The sequence below is a fragment of the Lacibacter sp. genome (assembly GCF_057361365.1).
In genome coordinates, this window is the sequence record NZ_JBMQSG010000022.1 from 303,909 (window position 1) to 324,223 (window position 20,315).

Below are 20,315 nucleotides of genomic sequence, written 5' to 3' on the forward strand. Positions count from 1 at the left end.
TAAATAAATCTTACCCCTTAATTTTAAATCGAAACAACACTTCTTTTACCCATGAACCCCTATCGTAGGCAGCGACTCGCAAGCACAGCTGAAGCATTTTGCAAATTCTTTCATGACCCGGCAAAACCGGGTTTTAAAGGCTCAACAGATCTCGAGAACTTATCAGAAGAAGAAAGCTTATATTTTAAGCAGATAGTTGAAACACTATTACAGAAACAAGTAGCACCAACGGAGTGGCTCAAAAATTGTTTAGAAGACAAATCCCTTGATCATCTAGCACTGTTCCTAATTGGCTCGGATACATTTGCTCCCGATTTAAAAATTTCTGTGAATAGTAACACAGCATTTACATTAACCGTTAAGCATGGCATAACTCTTAACGACAAAAAAGACTTCATGCGCTCTTTGCAGCTTCTTTACAAAAGAGGTTACCAAAGTCAACCCGCCGATTTACAATATTTAAAAACAAGCTACGATCAATTAAAAAACGAATACCAATGTTTGGCCTGGAGTCTTGCACGCTTTGCGTATAAATTGAACGACGCATCATTAATCGAAAAAGCATTCCTTTATCATATGCCCTTGCTTACTATTGCATCATTTAAAATGGGTCGCCCTTTTGGTATTAACTATCACAATCTGTTGGGTATTGCAAATAATGCACTGCAACATTACCGTTCCCATATAGAACTCCTCATTCATGCTATGGATACTTACGATGTATTCTACGACATCGAAAAACGGGATCATAAGAAAACGTTTAAACAGCGTATGGAAGATTATTATCAAACAATACCTGCACAAGACCCCGATATTACACAAGTGGCATTCCTGTTATTTCCGGAGTTGAGTGAAGTAACCGACACTAGTCCCTCTTAAGAAACTCACCACAATTACGACAGTACTTATCTCTTTGTCCCACTTCGGATTGACACTTACCGCAAACTGTAATGGGTTGTATAATATTTTTAAACTCGATCGCATTAACCGCATAAAACTCATTCGGTATTTCAGCAATAAATCTTGACTCGCTACCTAATTCTGTAATAAGATACAGCTCATCTTTTGCTCGAGTAAGCGCTACATAAAACAATCGTCGTTCTTCTTCCATCAACATATCATGCTTCACATCTTTCACAACCCGAAACACAGCATCATCCAGCCATATATCCGGGAAGCCGCCGCTGCCATCAGTAAGACCGATGATAAAAACAACCTTTGCTTCCAGTCCTTTCGATGCATGAATAGTCTTGGCAGTTACTTTCAGCCTTGCATGGTATAACGCATCACGGTAAGGCTGGTACATTTTGCTGCGGCGGTATAACACCAATATATCTTCAGCACTCATACCTTCCTCCTGCAGCTGTCTTACTTTGTTCACCAGGTATTCAACACCATCATCATCCATTTTTTTACTTCGGTAAATTTGTATTTTACTCGGCGTTTGTTTAAAAGCCCGGATGTCTTTATCAATCTGAAACTTATTGTTCCTGATTACTTGAGTACTCGCACCAACAATCGTTTGAGTGCTTCGGTAATTCACCTCAAGCTGTATCAATTCCGATCCCGGGAAATGCTTTTGAAAATTCACGATATAATCTACCTCCGATCCTCTGAAGCCATATATACTTTGCCAGTCATCACCTACGCAAAAAAGTTGCGTCTCTGGAGTAAGTAACAACTCAAGCAGTTTCACCTGCAAGCTGTTCACATCTTGGAACTCATCCACCATTACAAATTGATACTGCTCATGATAAGCGGTTCTTAGTTCAGGGTTATTTTGCAATAGAGCTATCGTCTCAAGTATCAGATCATCAAAGTCTAAATAAGAACGGTTAACACAATACTGTTTATGTGCCTTCAACAGTGGTATCGCTAGTTCATAAAATACACGAACACGCTCATGCTGATGTTTGGCTGCCCGTAACAATACATCATCTTCGCTGATCGCATCTGCTTTCAGCATCGATTGTACCCGCATCACCATTTTCAAAAACTCTTTTATCTTATCCTGGTAGCTCTTAAACTCTTCTTCATAGTTCAGGGCAGCAATCTGCGAAAGCTTGTCAGTAATCTTGCCCATCACAATACGTTCGAGTGCAAGGTTAAACAAAGTCGAATCATGTGTCATTGCTTCAAACGTTTTCACACAATTGCGTCCTGCAATTTCAAACTGCTCTTCTTTGTTGATTGTTTTATAGCTTTTATCGCTGATGTGCTCTAAGTAAAGATTGGCTTGTGGAATATAGAAATCCGGTTGAAACGGGAAATCCTTCATATTTACAACCGGCTCATAGTGGTACTTCACGTTATGCCGAAACAGCCAGTCGGCAATATCCCTTTCCGATTTCGATTTCACCTTTTCCCCTTTCAGTGTGGTATAAGTAATATGATTGGTAAAAAGTTTACTCTTAATTGTTTTGTCAACATAAGATTTGTCAACATAAAAATCCAAGATATACCGCTTCAGCTTAAGCAGGTATTGTACATGTTTACACTGCTCCAGCAGCATCTTATGAAAAATATTATAACTATTTTCAGGCGCAATGGTTTTGTGTTCTTCGCCTTCTTTTAGTTCATCCGTTTGTTCCTCAATCAGCAGCCTGAACTTATTGTCAAAACCGGCACCACCACTGTTTTTTAAAATCTGGTAACAAAGTGAGTGAAAGGTCCGTACGGTTAAATTGGCAATCCACCCTTGTTTGCGGTTACGCCGTTCCTTTTCAATCGTCTCTTTTGTTACATGTTTGTCATTAATGAATGCTTCGTAACTGCCTGTTGCATCACCTGAAATGATCAACCGGTCAATCATTTCATTGGCGGCATTCTTAGTAAATGTAATGGCTAGTAGAGAAGAAGGTTTTACCTGCTTTTCGCCAATAAGGTAAAGCAGTTTTTGTATCAGTGTTTTGGTTTTGCCTGAGCCTGCTCCGGCCAGCACCAGCAGGCGCTTACTCTCCGAAACAACAGAGCTCTTTTGTTTTTCATTCAGGTTCGATAAGTGTATCATGCGAATTAGGGTTAATAGTAATTCGAAAGATAATGGATTTTACATAGTAGGAATAGTAAAAAAAGTACTTATTAATTCGAAGGTTGATCTAATTTTCGTCTAATAACAGAGTGAGTTTTGTCTACCTAATTATCTTTCAAAACACTAATTATCAATAACTTATATTTGTTCTTGGTCTAATAGTTCGTCTAGTATTCGTCTAAACTTCGTCTAGTTTATCTGGGCTATCCGTAACCCAAAATCGGCCCTCATTTAACTTAATACGCCCTTCGGCTTTCATCGCTTGTAACAGGTTCTTTATTGTGCATACGGTTGAATCGCCAATAAGCCAGATGCGTATTTTCTTTGGCGGCGTTGCAAAGAGAAAGCAAATAACACAGAAGATTAAAATGTAAAGACGGCTTTGTTTCATACTAGAAATTAATGAGCAATTAACAAAAGGCAAAACCAATAAAGACTTGTTTAGATGAAGGAAGGCACCTAATTCCTGAATCCTGGTTCCCAATTCCCCGCATCCTACATCCTGGATCAGAAATCAGGCATGATCAAATTATTTCCACGGATCCCAGCCACTAAGTATTGTAATTGTATTCAGCTTATTTACTTCTTCAGCAGTTATCGTTTTTGCCCAGCTTACACGATTGGTTGTAGCGGCACCTTCACCCTTGTTACCATATTCAGCAAATGTTGTGGTGCTTTCGTTGGCAGCATTACCCCAGTTATCCCATCCGGATTTATTAACGATTGCACTAAGCTCACTATTTATGATCAGCACTTTTGCATATGGTCGCCATGGCCTGCCAAGATAAAATGAACCAGTTGCAGCATTTCCGGTAAACCTGCAATTGCGGAATACGTAACCAAAGGTTTTTTGTTGGGGTGTTGATGCTGCTGTGAAATAGCCGCCTCGTTTACCATAGATCACACAACTATCAAATAAGGCTGTTGATGATCCGAAAATAAAATCAACGGTTCCTTCAATATAACAATCGAAATAATATTGGCGGCTTTCGTTACCATGTGTATAGAGTGTATCCTGGAATCCTAAAAAGCGGCAATGAAAAAAACGTGCTTTATCGGCAGTGATGCGTACAGCCACAGCCTGCCCCACAGGACCTGCTTCATTTTCGAACGTGATGTATTCTGCAGTAAAGTTGTTACCGAAAATAAAAAAGCTCGATGAACCTGATGTGCCGATCTCTTTTCCTGTACTGTCTTTGCGTTGTGCATAATCATCAAACGTAAGAATGGTGTTGTTCAGTTCTTCACCAATCATGTGCACATTCATTTTTGCTTCGGGCAAACGGAGCTTCTCTTTATAAATTCCTTTCTTTATAAAAATAACTGTTACGGTATTGCCTGAATCAGGAACGGCATTGATTGCTTCCTGTACAGTTGTATAATCGCCGCTGCCATCTTTAGCCACAATAATTTTTTTCTGTTGCGCATATACTTGTGCAGTAGCAAACAACAACGAAAGGAAAAAAACAAAACGCATCATCATCTGTCTGTTTATTGGTTTAGTTAACGGCAGGCTTAATTTAAAACCTTCTGCAGGAAAGCCGCTGTTACATCAACAGTTTCATCAACCCATGGGTGAAATAACCAGAACGGATGCACCATTACATCAAATTTATGCACCTGTGTATAGATCTTCCACTCGTTCATCATACCAATTAATTCATCCTGTCCTGCATGAAACCGTGAATAACCACTGTTTAAAAAAAGTATGGGCAATGCTGTTGCCTGTTTGGCCCAGTAAATAGCCGATGCTTCTTTCCAGGTCAACGGATGTGTTTCAAACGAACCGCCCAGCCATTCAATATCGGGTGAATTTGGTTTGCGTACAAGGTTAAGTGATGATGGTGCAAGAAAATCAAGCACACCATCAATATCAACAATTGCTTTTACTGTACTGCTTGTTCCTTTGTTTCCATGGTCACCTTCAAACTGCGGAAGATTGTTCGTCATACCAACCAGTGATGCCAGTTGTCCGCCAGCCGAACAACCGGAGATAGCAATGCGGTTTGTATCGATATTATATTTTGCTGCATTTGCTTTTACCCAGCGTATAGCTGATTTTATATTGAACACTGCTGCCGGATATTTTGCTTCAAGCGATAACTGGTATTCAACCGGTATGGTTACAAAACCTTTTGCTGCCAGCATTTGCGCCATGGGCACCTGCATACTTCTTGTGCCCGATCGCCAGCCACCGCCATGTATCATAATGAGTGCAGGATAAGTTCCTTTTGCAGCCGGAGTAAACACATCTAGATGTAAGTCTCTTTTACCAAATGCGGTTTGTGGCAAGGTTGTATAAACAAGATTACGATGTGCAATAACATTTGCAGGCAAACTATCTTTTGCAGGAACAGCATACGGAAAGTCTTTATGAATTTGTTTGTACACATTGGCCACACTGTAACTGCTGTCGACAGGTATAGGTTTTTGTTGTGCCTTTGCACATGTACATGCAACAACAAAAAGTAACGTTAGCTTATACATTTTTAGTTTCATTGTTTTGTGTTGAAAGAGGAATAAGAAAGAACGGGACTGTGGAAACAGTCCCGAAACTCAACTATTGATTACTCGAATGCTTGCCTAAACATCTTTATTGATAACCTTCATTTTGTGCAAGGTTAGGGTTTGCTTTACGTTGTTCGTTTGGTATGGGATACAGCTTGCGGAAGTCGGCAGTAACCGTTGTTTTAAATGCCCATGTGCCGGTGAAGAATGAACCAAAGCGGATCATATCTGTTCTTCTGCAACCTTCCCATAAGAATTCCCGTACACGTTCGTCTTCCAGTATTTTTAATGTGATAGCTGAAAGCGTGCTTGCATTGCTGCGTGCTCTTACCTGGTTTACTAAACCCACTGCTTCTGTTGTAGAACCCGATAAGCGGAAGATGGCTTCTGCTTTCATAAGTAATACATTTGAATAGCGTTCCAGTATGAGATCATTATCTGCATTAAAGCCCGACCATTTTGCACCAATGGGTGTGTACTTTAATACTTTGTATCCTTCATTATCCTGTGCGGCCACAATATCCTGTACGGGTATCAACACCAGTTGTGTTCCGTTCGGATATTTAAGTGGCGTACCATCGAGATAAAACTGCGGACCATACTGGATCATAGTTTTGCGTACATCCTGGTCTTCGTACCTGTCCAATGCAGCCTGCGTGGTGCTGTAACCATTTGCCGGACCAAAAGGCAGGTTGTATTTCAAACGATCTAAACCATTTTGTGTGTAAAGAATAAACTGGTTGTTACCTGCATTTTGCGTGGGGTCTTTTGTAAACGCTGAAATAATTTCCAGTGAACCCGCCTGTGTTGGTGATGCAAAGTTGTCGATCACTTTTGGCGTAAGGCTGTAAGCACCTGTGTTGATCACATTATTACACATGTCAATTACTTTCTGCCATTGTGCTGTGCCGGTGTACACCTGTGCATTGAGATACATATACGCCAACGCCGTGTAAATTGATTCTTTGGTAAAGCGTGGATAATAAGAAGCACGGTTTACATCTTTCACCGAAGGAAGATCAGCAACAGCTGCCAGCATTTCTGTTTCAATGAATTTATATACTTCTGCTCTTGCTGTTGTTTTAGGGAGATCTTTCGGATCGATACGTGCAACAGTTACCAATGGTACATTGCCCCAGTTATCCATGGCAAAGAAATAACCATAAGCACGCAATGCTCTTGTTTCAGCAATCAGTGCTTTCAGTTTGTCTTTGTTAGGCGATGCCTGCAAACTTTCCATTACAGCATTGGCCGTTCCAATTTCCTGGAAAATATTTACCCATGCACGTGCAATGGTTTTGTTATCGGCATCCTGTTTATGATTGGTGAGATCAACATTCGCCTGGTCGTACCAACCACCGCTTGCACGGCCGGGCACAATAAATTCATCGGTGCTGAATTCTTTCATGCGCCATGGATCACCTATATCAACATTCAATGAAAGCAGTTGATAAACGCCCACTACAGATGATAATGCGGCTTGTTCATTCTGGTAATAATTGTCGGGCGACAGGCTGCCGAATTTTTCTTCTTCGAGTTTTGTGCAACCTGCAAGCAGTGTACTTATCAGCAGGCCTGCAGTAATTATTTTGAAACTTTTGATCATCGTTAAAAGTTTAGTTGTTCATTAAAAGTTCATGTTAAATCCAATGCTGAAACTGCGTGCTCTTGGATAGCCGAGGTAATCAATACCTAATGGTGCAGTTCCTGTTCTTGATACTTCTGCATTTACTTCGGGATCAACACCGCTGTATTTGGTGAAGAGCAACAGGTTTTGTCCCGATACAAATACATTAGCTGATGAGATGAAAGTATTCTTTACTTGAATGTTGTAGCTAAGGTTTAAATTTTCCAGTCGTACAAAACTTCCATCTTCAATCCAGCGTGATGAATATGTTTTTGGTGCATCACGGTTCAACCCACTCTTCAGTGCCGAAGCCAACACATTTTTACCAGGCAGGTTACTGAGGTAACTCATGTTTGCTGCTGTAAGATTAAATACATCGTTGCCCACCGACCCCCTGAAGAGAAAATTTAATGTCCATTGTTTGTAACGGAATGTATTTACCAACCCAAAGATGAATTTTGGTTGTGCACAACCAATGATGGTATCGGCACCTGTAGACAACACTTCTTTTCCGTCTTTAATGCCAAGAAAACGTGGACCCCAGAATGTGCCCAAAGGCTGTCCGGGTACAATCAGTTGCGCATACTTGCCAAGCGATACAGTTCCCTGCAATGGTGCCATCAAAATATTGGTGCCACTGAACTGTTCATTGGAAAGGCTCAATACTTTGTTCCTGTTAAAACTGATGTTGAAGTTTGACTCCCATTTGAACGTGTTTTTATCAATGATCTTTCCTGTTAATTCAATTTCAACACCTTTGTTTTCTACACTACCCACATTTGCAAGTTGTGTACTTACTGCAGTTGGTGATGGCACAGGTATGCGCAACAACAGGTCGGTTGTTTTCTTTACATAATAATCAACTGTACCACGCAACCTGTTATCAAACAACGTGAAATCAACACCGGCATCAAACTGTGCTGTTTGTTCCCATCTTAAACCGGGGTTTGCATATTGCTGGGGAAGTACTGTTGTAATGCGTTGTCCGCCCACAATATAACCTGCTGATGTTGCACCCAATGTTTGTTGCGATGCAAGGTTGCCAATTTCCTGGTTACCGGTAACGCCATAGCTCACACGAAGTTTCAGATCATTCACTGCTTTTACATTAAAGAATTTCTCTCTTGAAATTCTCCATGCAGCAGAACCGGAAGGAAAGGAACCCCATTTATTACCGGAGCCAAAACGGCTTGAACCATCACGGCGTAATGTACCTGTCAACAGGAAACGATCATCGTAATTGTAATTTGCTCTTGTGTAAAAAGAGATCAGCGTATTGGTTCCTTTAAATGTATTTACACTGGTGATATTGCTTGCAGCCTGTAAGCTGTACCATTTAAATTCATCCGATAAAAATCCTGTAGCACTTGTGCGGTTGCCTTCGCTTACAAAATATTGGTAAGAATAACCGGCAATTGCTTCCACGCCATGTTTGCTGAATTGCTTATTAAAGCGAAGCAAGGTTTCAAGCAACTTACTATTGTCTTCCAGTCGTTGCACGTTTGCGTAACCGTTAGTGCCCTGCCCAATAAGATTTGCTTTGCTGATGTATGAATTACGGTTGATGTTTTGATTGGTGTAACCAAGATTTACATTCACACTTAACGGATCCATGATCTTTAACGTTGTGGAAAGATTGCCAAGGAATCGGTTATTGGTTAACTGATCAAGTATCTGGTCTGAATAAGAAACCGGGTTTACCCTGTAAGGCGGAACGAAATAATAATTTCCGTTTGCATCACGAACAGGATATGTTGGGTTAAACACCAATGCTTCATAATTCATGCTTGTTCCAAACTCACTACCTACGGTATTTGATACCGGTGCCTGTTTTGAAAATGTTTGTCCGTAGTTAATACGCATATCAAACGTAAGCCGGTCGTTCAACGCAGAGTGGTTAATGTTTACCCGTGCATTTGTCCGGCTGAGTTCTGATGCAAGCATTACACCTTGCTGTTTACCGAAACCAATAGAAGCACGATAGGTTGTTTTATTTGCACCACCCGACATGGAGAGATAATGATCCTGCGAAAAACCTGTTCTGTAAATGAGATCCTGCCAATCGGTATTGGCTCCTTTATCATCAATGGCTAAACCAAGTGATGCAACACCTTTGCGGTAATCGGCAGCTGAAAGCACTTCAAGTGTTCCTGCAATTTTTGATATAGCTACTGATGAACCAACAGAAATTTTTGCTTTACCTGCAGATCCTTTTTTGGTCGTGATCACGATAACGCCGTTTGCTGCCCTTGCACCATAAATAGCTGTCGCTGATGCATCTTTCAACACTGTTACCGATTCAATATCATCTGGGTTCAATGTCATTAATGGATTTGTAGGTTCCTGGTCGAACACATCAATACCATAGTTATTGATATTGGCCTGGCCTACACCAGCACTGTTTGAAATAGGAACTCCATCAATTACATACAACGGATCGTTCGATGAAGTGAGTGATGTACCACCACGCACTCTTACTGTATTTGAACCACCGGGCTTACCACTATTGGTTGAAATATTTACACCGGAAACTTTACCCTGTATACTTTGTTGCGGGCTCAACACCATTCCTTCATTAAAATCTTTATTGCTGATGGATGACACGGCACCAGTTAAATCTTTCTGGCGTTGCGTACCATAACCAACCACAACAATTTCTTCGGTTGTTACCGGTTTTAATTTTAAGGTGATGGTGAGGTTACCGCCATTGCCAATATTTACTTCCTCATTTTCGTAACCCACAGAACTGATGACAAGTGTCTTCTTCCCATCGGCAATGGATAAACTAAACTCTCCATTGGCACCTGTTGTTGTACCAATGTTGCTTCCTTTAACGGTAACGGAAGCAGAGCTCACCGGTTCGCCTTTTTCATTTACAACCCGTCCTTTTATTTCAACAGGAGGTGGTGGTGCCGGAGGCAAAGGTTTCAGATTGATTTGCGGTTCAGCTTCTTTTGCTTTCACTACAATCACTTTGCCTACAATACTCCAGGTAAAGGGTTGGTTTTTAAAACAAAGCTCAAGCACTTCGTCCAGGGGTTGATTGTTAGCAACCACCGTCACCTTTTCGCCTTTGGCAAGCAACTGGTTTTCGTACCAGAAGTCATAACCGGTTTGTTTTTTAATGACCTTGAAAACTTTTTGCAGTGATACGTTTTTCTCAGACAGACTGATGTTCTGGGCATCAGTTTTTGCACTTACATGTAAGCAAAATGCAAACATCAGAAAGGCAATCAGTTTCATAATCCGCAATGTTTTGGTGAAGCCCCGGGCACTGCACTGCCGGAGCATGGGAGCAAACAATTTCATACTTTTGTTCGGTTTGGGTTAAACAATAAAAAGTCTTACACGATTGAATTACTGGCTTAACCTGAATTTCTTCCGCTCCGGCTGCAACCCGGGGCGGTTTTTATTTTTGGTAGCCTTGTCTCAGATGTTTTTCTTCAGTTGCAACGGAATGTTTTCATGGCATAACAGTGAGCTTTCTGCCTTGCAGCAGAAAATGAATTTTGTTGAGTTCAAGTATTTTTAAAAATTCTGAGAGGTTGGTGTTGCGTGAAAGATCGGCAGTGAATGTGCGTTTGGGTACTGCACCTGCATAATGTACATCCACATCGTACCACTTGCTCACCTGTCGCATAATAGTTTCGAGGTCGGTATCATTAAATGAAAAACGGCCGTTCTTCCATGAAAGAATTTCTTCCATATCTGCATCGTTGTTTACCTGTAATGTGTTGGTACCTGATGTTTGTGCCTGCTGCCCCGGTTTCAATATTCCTTTGTTGGTTCCTTTGCTGATACGCACGCTACCTTCCACTAAAGTTGTTTTAACTGCTGCTTCGTCGTCGTACGCATTTACATTAAAGTGTGTTCCCAGCACTTCTACGGTTGTGCTGCCTGTTTGTACAATAAACGGTTTGGCTTTATTCTTTGCTACTTCAAAATATACTTCGCCTGTTATTTCCACTTTACGTTCGTTACCGGTAAATGCAACGGGGAAACGAATAGAAGAAGATGCGTTCAACCAAACCTGTGTTCCATCCTGCAAGGTTAATTTGAACTGGCGGCCACGGGGTGTTTCAACGCTGTTGAAACTGTTGGCAGCAGTTGCCCCCGCTTGTGTATAATTGAGCTGACCGCCTTGTTTCATTGCAACAGCATCGCCCAGATCGGTAAGCATACCATCCTGCATAGTATCAAGTACGATCGATGAATTATCAGCAAGTTTTAAAATTGCTCCGTGAAGAGCAGGAGCAATATCACCTGCCTTATCGATCGCCGTTTTTACAACTGAATTTGTATTCTCTGCAGATTTGTTATTGCTTGTAAAAAAGAAGACGGATAAAATAAGAAGTGAGACTACAGAAGCAGCTATAGCAAAGCGTTGAAGAGTTGTGCTTCGTTTCCATAACGATAGTTTCACTGCTGGTCGTTGCTCTAATATGGATTGAAAGATTTGCTCAGCTTTTTCTTCATTCAGCTTAGTCCCGGGTTGAACCTTATTCCACTGTTCACCTAAAAAGGATTTCAGTTCCTCATCATGAGTTCCCGAATTGATCAATTGATAAAATTCTTTTTCCTCAGCTGAGGTAAGTTTATGCGATAAGTATTGCGCAAGCAAATAATGCAATCGTTCTGTTATCATGGCAAAATAGTTCGGACCGGAAAACACAGTCCCTTATTATGCAGACAACCGCCAGGAAAAAAAGGATTAGATGATTTAGAAAAATTTTTTGATCAGGCAGAGCAGGAGCATGCCGGCTGCCGAATATCCCTCCACGTAGAGTCTTATCTTCCGGAGAGCATTTGCCAGGTGAACCTTCACTGTGTTATTTGAAATGTTTAATGCTTCGGCAATTTCTTCTTTACGCAGGCCCTGCTCTTTGTTCAAACGATAAACTATTTGTTCTTTGGGTGTAAGTTGTGATGAAGCTTCGTGGAGTTTTGCCAACAGGTCTCTTTCGTCAATTTGTTTATCCATTGAAACGAGCAATGCTTCCTGAAGCCCGGGTTTTAATTCCACACATTTTTCACGGGCCGTTTTTTTCAAGGCATTAAAGCAACAATTCCTTGTGATGGTAATAATCCATGCTTCCGTGTTTTCGATTTTCAACAATTCTTCTCTTTTGAGCCAGAGTTTTAAAAATACATCCTGCGTTATATCCTCTGCTTGTGTAACCGTGTGAGTAATATGAAGGGCATAACCATAAACAGCATCCCGGTACCGGGAAAACAAAAGCTGGAATGCCTTCTCATTTCCCTGGGCAACATCCCGGTTCATTTCATGATCGCTGTATGGCAATGAATAACGCATTTGTATTGGCAGATCGTTTTGTTGAATCGGGTAACTCGTTGCCTGCGTGTATGGTCGCTTTCAATGCGGTTTACTACAAGATGTAGCTATGGCAGAAAAGTCTGTTTGTGCAAGCAATTCGTTTGATTAACAGAACAAGTGTAATCAGATTTCGGAAGAATTGAAACGAAGCTTCTGTTTTTTATTTACGCAATCGTTTTCGTAAATGCTCTTTAAAACGTATTGAATGATCCTTTTTCAATTAACGAAGCAGCTGTTTTTACCTCCTGTAGGCAGGGCTACTTTACTTGTATTTTATCCAGCATGTTGTTTGCATGTATAAAATATATACTAACAGTAGTTATAGTTCTTACTGTAAACTTTCTGTAAGAACATCTGTTTAACTCTTGTTTACATTTATTAATGGCGTTTCTTTGCGCCCTCATTCGGAGGTTATTAATTATGACAGCGATTATTCTTTTCTTCACTATCCATTGGTTCCTTAGTTTGTTTTTTCATTCCTTCTTTCTTCATCGTTATGCATCCCACCAGATGTACACGGCTAAACCAGGTTGGGAAAAAACATTTTACTTCTTAACATGGTTTGTGCAGGGTTCTTCTTTCCTGGTGCCACGTGCTTATGCTGTGATGCACCGCATGCACCATGCGTATAGTGATACAGAGAAAGATCCGCATTCACCACACTTCTTTAAAGATATCTGGCAAATGATGATGCACACAGCACGCATCTTCAGTGGCTTTGTTACCGGTAAAAATATTCCCGATCCTGAATTTACACGTGAGTACCTGCCTGTTTGGGATAAGCTCGATAAGTTTGGTCATAACAATATCACTCGTGGCTTCTTCGTACTGGGCTACATCGCTTTCTATTATTTCTTTGCACCAGGCTGGTGGTGGTTCTTATTATTGCCTGTTCACTTTTTTATCGGGCCCATACAAGGTGCTATTGTAAACTGGTTTGGTCACAAGCTCGGTTACCGCAATTATAAAATTGAAGACCACAGTAAGAACACAACACCATGGGGTGTATTGATGATGGGCGAACTGTTTCAAAACAATCACCACAAGGATAAAGACAATGCCAACTTTGCACGTAAGTGGTATGAGTTTGATCTAACCTTTGTGATCATGCGTATCATGCATGCGTTGCGTATCATTCGTTTAAAACCTGTACACCTGCCACAGCAGAAACAAAAGAACTGATCTTTATAATTTCATTTTGAAAAGCCATCGGAACATCCGGTGGCTTTTTTGTTTGTGTGGGATGACGTCTGTGCTTTTCTGTGTTCATCGGTGTTAAAAAAAAAGAAGTGTGCACATTGCGTTATTTGTTGCATCAGCATTTGCTAATAAACCGTTAATGTGTTTCCGTGATAAGCGGAAGCCGCTCATCATCTATTCATTACAGTTTTGTACATCTGTTTTCTAATTTGCCTTCGTGCAACACATTGAGTTTGTTCATAGCGATCATTTCGAAACTAACTACCACCGGCATCACGTGTCGGGACCGTTATCTTTATTTATAGAATTTTTCTGGCAAACAAAGTTTGAACATCTTTGGCAAAAGTACCCTGAAGGTTTCAGCGATGTGTTGTTTCCCAACCTTGGCTATTCCTATCTCATTAATTTAGGTACGCCTTACGATATGCAGATAGGTGATAACCGTCAGCAGATGCGTGGCGATGGTTTTTTGCCAAGACTCAATAATATTGAAGCTTTTCATCGTCCGGGAAATTCTGTGTTCGGTATCAAGTTTAAAGTAAGCCCGGTGATCTTTGAAAAGAAAGTAAACTTTTCCGAATACAGCGGCACTATGTTTCCATTGAGTTATCTCATGGATCAACAGCTCATCAACGGCATTAAACATTGTGGCAGTTTTGAAAAGCGTGTACAAATACTTACTACGCATTACGAAGATATTATTGAACAATACCGTGGTTCGTTACAACCGATCAATATTGTTACAGATATTCTGCAGAAAGCAGTGATCAATAATAATTTCAATACAACTATTGAAGATCTTGCTGCACACTTCAGTATTTCCACCCGCACATTACAACGCTATTTTGAAACAGGCACAGGTGTAAGCAGTAAACAGGCTTTACAGGTACTACGTATTAGAAAAGCAGTAAGTCATATCATCAGTCGCCCGCAAACATTTCATTACGGCGTGTATGGCTATTACGATTATAGTCACTTCCACAAACATCTCCGGCAGTTTTTACAGAAAGACAGCCTGGTGCATTTACAACCTCACTTACAGTTATTGCAGATCGCAAGAAAGAAAGAGTTACGTTAGTTTCGCCACAAAGTCGCTAAGACAGAAAGTATCACGAAGAAAACAAGTTGAATTGGCAATGGGCAATTGTTAATAGGCAAGACCAATTTGCTTATTGCATATTGTGTATTGCCTGCTTTTTTCTTTGCGATCTTTGTGCTTCCGTGTCTTCGTGGCAACCAAAAAAAGAGGGCCGATAAGAATACCAGCCCGTTATCAACATGAGAAAAAATGTAGACTTTCTCTCAAAGTCAGTGTTGTAACTGTCTTTGAAAAATTATGTTATTGCGCACGTTGGCGCTCTTCTTCAGATGCAGTTGTTCTTTTTCTTGCCTGTGCCACTTTATTACTACCAAAGCGATATGTGAAACTGAGATTGGCTACTCTTGATTCACGGTATGCTCTCCATATTTCAACATAGTTATTATAGGTGATGGTTGCTCTTGGCAAATTGGTCCAGAAAATATCAGTGATGTTGAAACGCACCTGGCCTTTTCCTTTCCACAACATTTTTTGCACACCGGCACCCACACCCCATTGCGGACGCATAGCCATAAAACCGTATTGACCACCGGAATTATAGTTACCAAACAATTCACTTGTCCATCCTTTTCCAAATGTGAACGTATGATTGCTGCTGAGGTTAACAACTACTTTACCATTGTCTAGTGTTGTGCCGGCAAGGCTTCCGTTGAAGTGATTATAAAATACGTTGGCGTTGTTCATCATGTTCCACCACTTATTCACACGCACAGGGGCAGCAACGGTTAAACCATAGTAATCCGATGAAGAAAGATTCACTGGTATCTGCACAGTAATGTTATCATCGCTGGGGATATTCGGGAACGCATCTTTAAATCTTGTGATCACAACATTCTGGTTATTCTTTGTGCGGCTGTAACCAAGTGTGAAGTTGATGTTCTTTACGGTGTAGTTTAATTCATAACTCCAGGTAAACTGTGGCAATAGGTTTGGATTACCGGTTGAGTAAGTGGTTACATCAATCAAAAATAAGAACGGGTTGAGTTGAGAGTAATTTGGTCTGTCGATACGACGACTAACTGATACACCCACAGTTTGATCTTCTTTAAGTTTATAATTAAAGAAGGCGCTTGGGAAGAGTTGGGTGTATGATGAATCCCAGGTAATGTTTCCTTTAACCTGTTTTGTTTTTACATTGGTATTTTCTGCACGCAGGCCGACTTGGAAATCAAACTTCTTATATTCTTTTTTAAAGTTGCTGTAAGCCGCATTGATGTTTTCATCGTAATAAAAATGATTGGTTTTATTTTCATCATCAACAGGTGAACCACTGCTCACATCAAAGAAACGTGCATCATTATCGGCATGTACCAAACTGGTTTTAAAGCCAGCTTCAAAACGACTTTTGTTTTTCAGGGGTTGTGTATAATCAGCCTTTGCAGTTGCAAGACGAAGGTTGCCTTTCTGGAAACCATCGAGCGTATAATCAGGTTGCAGTTTTGTTCCGTCAAGCTTGTAGTATTGAGTTGCTATTCGGGAATTATTATCTGATCCGAAATACCCCATATCAATATCAGCTGTTAATTCTTTTCCGGTGCTGTCGAATGTGTGTTTGATGTTTACATTGGCAACAGCATTCTTGTTTTGGTTTTGACTACTGTTTTGTGTGCGGAAGGTGAACATCGGTTGCTTGGAAGCATCGCTTACAACAGAGCTATTATTATTATATGGGCGTATAAAATTCATGTTGCTGTTTACAACAAAACCGATCACTGTTTTTTTAGAAGGAAAGAAATCGGCACCAATTCGTAACGTGTGCAGATCTAATGGGATTTTTGTGTAGTTATTTTTTTCATCTTTTCCCGTAAACACTCCCGCACTGGTAAAGAAATTACGATCGAGTAAGAGATGATTCAGATTCATCCGGTAAGCATAGTTATACCCACCAAACAAATTCATCTTTTTATTGCGGTGATTGAAATTGATACCACCGTTTGCTTTGGGATAAACACCTTGCCCGTAACCTGCAGTAATTGTTCCATTAGTTCCATAACGCTGATCTTTTTTCATGCGGATATCAATGATGCCTGCATTACCCGCCGCATCATATTTCGATGATGGGTTAGTGATGAGATCAATCCGTTCAATAGCATTTGAGGGAAGGCTACGCAGATAGTTAACAAGATCAGCTCCACTCATGGGTGATGGTTTTCCATCGATCATAATGATGACGCCGCTACGGCCACGCATGCTGAGATTATCATTTGCATCAATTAAAATTCCGGGCGAGCGTTCCAGCACATCAAAAGCCGAACTACCTGCATTTACCACGCTGTTGTCAACATTTACTACAATACGATCACCGAGCCTTTGAATAAATGGCTTCTTACCACTTACTTCAATTGTTTTTAATTGTGTAGCGGAAGGTTGCAGTACAACATCAGCAACAGATGCTATTGTTTGATTTTCTGAAATAGTAACTACAGATGAAAATTGTTTCTCGTGGTTGATAAAACTTGTGCGGATGATGTAAGAACCAAGTGGAATGCGATCAAACTCTACTAAACCTGCTTTATCAGATAAGGCTGTTTTAACCAATGAAGAATCTTTGATTCTCAGTAATTCTGCTGTTGCGTTTTCAACAGGTTTTTTATCCTGGCTAAAAATAATTGCTGTTATTTTTCCACGTACAGATGTTTGCGCAAAGGAGAATGCTGCAAAAAAAAGGATGATAAGGCTTAATGTAATTCTCTTCATTTGTTCAAGTGTTATACACCCGAATCAATGGTAACTTGTTTAGTGTGCAGCAATCTGCAAAGCACTATGATGATTCGGTTTACACAAATGTTGCTTAAAAACGAATTACATCGTAGTGATTAGTGACAGAGTGTTAAATAAATGATTAAATGGAGTTAACGATTGTTAAGCTCTGTCAGTATTTTACCAAAGTGAATATATAAGAAAAAAACGTCGGCTATTAACGACCCATGTAAACCATAAGTATTTGTACATCACTAGGGTTTACACCTGATATACGTGATGCTTGTCCTAATGTACGTGGTTTAATTTTTTTAAACTTCTGCAATGCTTCTGTACTTAAAGAAGAGATTTTATTATAATCGAAACTGTTTGGTATTTCAAGATCTTCCAATTGGCTCATGCGTTGTACCAGTTCTTTTTCTTTTTCAATGTACACATCATACTTCACCTGGATTTCTGCCTGCTCCATTACTTCGGCGGTAGGCGTTCCCGTTAGTTCCTGCAGGGTTGGAGAAGCTTCGATCAGTTTATTTAATTGTATGCCCGGGCGAAGTAAAAGCTGTAAAGCTTTTTGCTTTTGTGTGAGCGGAGCACTATTGTTAGCCACAAGAAACTCATTGATCTCTTCAGGAGCTAATGAAACATCAGCAAGTCTTGATTTTATTTGTTCCACCGCTTCTAGTTTGCTGCGGGTTTTGTCCATACGTTCCTGCGAGGCAAGACCCATTTTATAACTGAGTTCAGTTAAACGCAGATCAGCATTATCCTGTCGCAACAGTGTTCTGTATTCTGCACGACTGGTAAACATGCGGTAAGGTTCATCGGTTCCTTTGCTGATAAGATCATCGATCAATACACCGATGTAGGCGTCACTGCGTTTCAAAATAAACGGATCTTGTTCCGTTGCTTTTAAATGCGCATTGATGCCTGCCATCAAACCCTGGCAAGCCGCTTCCTCGTATCCAGTGGTTCCATTGATCTGGCCGGCAAAGAATAAATTCTGTATTTGCTTTGTTTCGAGTGAATAGGTCAATTGCGTTGGAGGGAAAAAATCATATTCTATTGCATAACCTGGGCGGAACATGCGTACGTTTTCAAACCCCACCACATTACGAAGTGCTTCGTATTGCACTTGTTCTGGCAATGATGTGGAAAAGCCATTTACATAAATTTCCACTGTGTTCCATCCTTCAGGTTCTACAAAGAGCTGATGACGATCCCTTTCTGCAAAGCGGTTGATCTTATCCTCAATGCTCGGGCAATAGCGTGGGCCTGTACCTTGAATTCTTCCCTGGTACATAGGACTACGATCAAACCCAGTCTTCAAAATATCATGTACATTCTGGCTCGTATATGTAATAAAGCAGCTGCGTTGTTGTTCCGGTTTTATCACCGGTACATCCATGTAAGAAAAACCAGTGATTTCTTCGTCGCCTTTCTGTTCTTCCATTTTGGAATAGTCAAGACTGCGGCCGTCGATTCTTGGCGGGGTACCTGTTTTCAATCGATCGCTTTCAAAGCCGAGTTCAACTAACTGCTCCGTTATCCCTGTTGCCGCTTTTTCGGAAATACGTCCACCTCCCAATTGCTTTTCACCAATATGAATAACGCCATTCAGAAAAGTACCACTGGTAACCACTACGCTCCGGGCTTTGATCTCATGACCTAACCCAGTTATAACACCGTAACAGCGACCATCCTTCACCAGTAATTCTCTAACCATGTCCTGATAGAAACCCACATTAGGCGTTTGTTCCAGCATTTCCCGCCAGGTCGTAGCGAAGAGCATCCGATCATTTTGAGTGCGAGGGCTCCACATGGCCGGGCCTTTTGAACGATTCAGCATCCTGAACTGGATCATACTTTTGTCGCTAACTATTCCGCTATATCCACCAAGGGCATCAATTTCCCTTACGATTTGTCCTTTGGCAATTCCGCCCATGGCTGGGTTGCAGCTCATTTGAGCAATGGTCTGCATATTCATGGTAATAAGCAGAACCTTACTGCCCATATTTGCTGCCGAGGCGGCAGCTTCACAACCGGCATGGCCGGCACCCACAACTATCACATCGTATTCGGGAAACATAATAAGCTTTTGAGCCTGCAAAGATAACCTCTAATTAGGTGAGAAGAGAAGCTGTTTCACGTGGAACATCAGGGACATGCAAAGTCCTGAACTAATAATCCTTTGCCTCCTGCTGCCAGGAACGACACTCCCATACGTCCAAATTTTGGATCGAGAAGATTCATCCGGTGACCTTTGTCAGGAACTCCATTATCAATTAACAAGGTAATTAGAGCTTCCAGCCCGTTAAAAGAACCGACATATACGTTTTCCGCTCCGCAGCTGTATTTTCCAGCTTCCTGTAATCGCTGAACAAACGTTTTACCGTTTGAGGAAGTGTGAGAAATAATGCCACCCCTTTTAACCAGATCATTAGCATGAAACCGGGAAGAATTTAAAAGACCGTTATCTGGCAAAACAATTGGCAGAGTTAATGGAGCTTTCTTTATATCCGTTTCCAGACTTTTGCTGTAAGCCGACTTAGCCTCCGGAAACTGAACCAAAAAATCCGCTACAATTGTCTCCCAAAACCTTCTAGGGTTTTGCCGAAAGTAATTAGTCCAGTAAAACAACTCCTTTTCCGAGGTAGACAATCCGGTATATAAACTATTCGTCGCCAATTGGCGTAGCAGAACTGAATCGTATTCATGTTTTAGTTGAAAAGCTTTGTCTTTCAATGTTAAAACACCTTGACCGAACCCCGCTAAAATCTGGAGCATAAATAAACTAAAAAGTAATCTTTTCACGTGG

Annotated in this window: 13 protein-coding genes; 3 read left to right on the forward strand and 10 right to left on the reverse strand. The window is 40.8% G+C overall.

The window, feature by feature from the left end:
* Positions 1 to 51 precede the first annotated feature (51 nt).
* Positions 52 to 879 (forward strand): DUF7829 domain-containing protein, encoded by an 828-nt coding sequence (locus ACO1QW_RS19660; protein WP_486261091.1) that lies wholly within the window; start codon positions 52 to 54, stop codon positions 877 to 879.
* On the opposite strand, the gene ACO1QW_RS19665 is transcribed toward ACO1QW_RS19660, so the two are convergent.
* The 7 genes from ACO1QW_RS19665 to ACO1QW_RS19695 form a co-directional block, all read right to left on the reverse strand.
* Positions 866 to 3,010 carry an ATP-dependent helicase gene (locus ACO1QW_RS19665; protein ID WP_486261092.1) on the reverse strand — a complete coding sequence of 715 codons (2,145 nt, stop codon included), beginning with the start codon at positions 3,008 to 3,010 and terminating at the stop codon, positions 866 to 868. The genes ACO1QW_RS19660 and ACO1QW_RS19665 overlap by 14 nt on opposite strands.
* A 550-nt stretch (positions 3,011 to 3,560) precedes the next feature.
* Positions 3,561 to 4,511, reverse strand: coding sequence for a pectinesterase family protein (locus ACO1QW_RS19670; protein WP_486261093.1), 951 nt, complete (start codon positions 4,509 to 4,511; stop codon positions 3,561 to 3,563).
* 35 nt (positions 4,512 to 4,546) lie between these two features.
* Positions 4,547 to 5,530, reverse strand: a complete 984-nt coding sequence (locus ACO1QW_RS19675; RefSeq protein ID WP_486261094.1) for an alpha/beta hydrolase fold domain-containing protein — start codon at positions 5,528 to 5,530, stop codon at positions 4,547 to 4,549.
* Between the two features lie 94 nt (positions 5,531 to 5,624).
* Positions 5,625 to 7,145 (reverse strand): RagB/SusD family nutrient uptake outer membrane protein, encoded by a 1,521-nt coding sequence (locus tag ACO1QW_RS19680; protein ID WP_486261095.1) that lies wholly within the window; start codon positions 7,143 to 7,145, stop codon positions 5,625 to 5,627.
* 21 nt (positions 7,146 to 7,166) lie between these two features.
* Positions 7,167 to 10,409, reverse strand: a complete 3,243-nt coding sequence (locus ACO1QW_RS19685; RefSeq protein WP_486261096.1) for a TonB-dependent receptor — start codon at positions 10,407 to 10,409, stop codon at positions 7,167 to 7,169.
* A 220-nt stretch (positions 10,410 to 10,629) separates the two neighbouring features.
* The gene (locus ACO1QW_RS19690; RefSeq protein ID WP_486261097.1) at positions 10,630 to 11,811 is read right to left on the reverse strand and encodes a FecR family protein; all 1,182 of its coding nucleotides are present in this window, start codon (positions 11,809 to 11,811) and stop codon (positions 10,630 to 10,632) included.
* Positions 11,812 to 11,886: 75 nt separating this feature from the next.
* On the reverse strand, positions 11,887 to 12,480 hold the full coding sequence (locus ACO1QW_RS19695) for an RNA polymerase sigma factor (RefSeq protein ID WP_486261098.1): 594 nt from the start codon (positions 12,478 to 12,480) through the stop codon (positions 11,887 to 11,889).
* A 441-nt stretch (positions 12,481 to 12,921) separates the two neighbouring features.
* Here ACO1QW_RS19695 and ACO1QW_RS19700 point away from each other — a divergent pair, with 441 nt between their 5' ends.
* Positions 12,922 to 13,683 (forward strand): fatty acid desaturase, encoded by a 762-nt coding sequence (locus ACO1QW_RS19700; protein ID WP_486261099.1) that lies wholly within the window; start codon positions 12,922 to 12,924, stop codon positions 13,681 to 13,683.
* Between the two features lie 235 nt (positions 13,684 to 13,918).
* On the forward strand, positions 13,919 to 14,779 hold the full coding sequence (locus ACO1QW_RS19705; protein ID WP_486261100.1) for a hypothetical protein: 861 nt from the start codon (positions 13,919 to 13,921) through the stop codon (positions 14,777 to 14,779).
* A gap of 261 nt (positions 14,780 to 15,040) precedes the next feature.
* Here the strand turns inward: ACO1QW_RS19705 and ACO1QW_RS19710 are convergent, their stop codons facing one another.
* The 3 genes from ACO1QW_RS19710 to ACO1QW_RS19720 all read right to left on the reverse strand — a co-directional run bounded on the left by ACO1QW_RS19710 (position 15,041) and on the right by ACO1QW_RS19720 (position 20,311).
* Positions 15,041 to 17,497, reverse strand: coding sequence for a TonB-dependent receptor domain-containing protein (locus tag ACO1QW_RS19710; RefSeq protein WP_486261101.1), 2,457 nt, complete (start codon positions 17,495 to 17,497; stop codon positions 15,041 to 15,043).
* Between the two features lie 220 nt (positions 17,498 to 17,717).
* On the reverse strand, positions 17,718 to 19,586 hold the full coding sequence (gene mnmG, locus ACO1QW_RS19715) for a tRNA uridine-5-carboxymethylaminomethyl(34) synthesis enzyme MnmG (protein WP_486261102.1): 1,869 nt from the start codon (positions 19,584 to 19,586) through the stop codon (positions 17,718 to 17,720).
* Between the two features lie 68 nt (positions 19,587 to 19,654).
* Positions 19,655 to 20,311, reverse strand: a complete 657-nt coding sequence (locus ACO1QW_RS19720) for a CAP domain-containing protein (RefSeq protein WP_486261103.1) — start codon at positions 20,309 to 20,311, stop codon at positions 19,655 to 19,657.
* Between the last annotated feature and the right edge of the window lie 4 nt (positions 20,312 to 20,315).

Coding starts and splice junctions, on each gene's coding strand:
- ACO1QW_RS19660 (WP_486261091.1), top strand. CDS start 52: ATGAACCCCTATCGTAGGCAGCGACTCGCAAGCACAGCTGAAGCATTT.
- ACO1QW_RS19665 (WP_486261092.1), bottom strand. CDS start 3,010: ATGATACACTTATCGAACCTGAATGAAAAACAAAAGAGCTCTGTTGTT.
- ACO1QW_RS19670 (WP_486261093.1), bottom strand. CDS start 4,511: ATGATGCGTTTTGTTTTTTTCCTTTCGTTGTTGTTTGCTACTGCACAA.
- ACO1QW_RS19675 (WP_486261094.1), bottom strand. CDS start 5,530: ATGAAACTAAAAATGTATAAGCTAACGTTACTTTTTGTTGTTGCATGT.
- ACO1QW_RS19680 (WP_486261095.1), bottom strand. CDS start 7,145: ATGATCAAAAGTTTCAAAATAATTACTGCAGGCCTGCTGATAAGTACA.
- ACO1QW_RS19685 (WP_486261096.1), bottom strand. CDS start 10,409: ATGAAACTGATTGCCTTTCTGATGTTTGCATTTTGCTTACATGTAAGT.
- ACO1QW_RS19690 (WP_486261097.1), bottom strand. CDS start 11,811: ATGATAACAGAACGATTGCATTATTTGCTTGCGCAATACTTATCGCAT.
- ACO1QW_RS19695 (WP_486261098.1), bottom strand. CDS start 12,480: ATGCGTTATTCATTGCCATACAGCGATCATGAAATGAACCGGGATGTT.
- ACO1QW_RS19700 (WP_486261099.1), top strand. CDS start 12,922: ATGACAGCGATTATTCTTTTCTTCACTATCCATTGGTTCCTTAGTTTG.
- ACO1QW_RS19710 (WP_486261101.1), bottom strand. CDS start 17,497: ATGAAGAGAATTACATTAAGCCTTATCATCCTTTTTTTTGCAGCATTC.
- mnmG (WP_486261102.1), bottom strand. CDS start 19,586: ATGTTTCCCGAATACGATGTGATAGTTGTGGGTGCCGGCCATGCCGGT.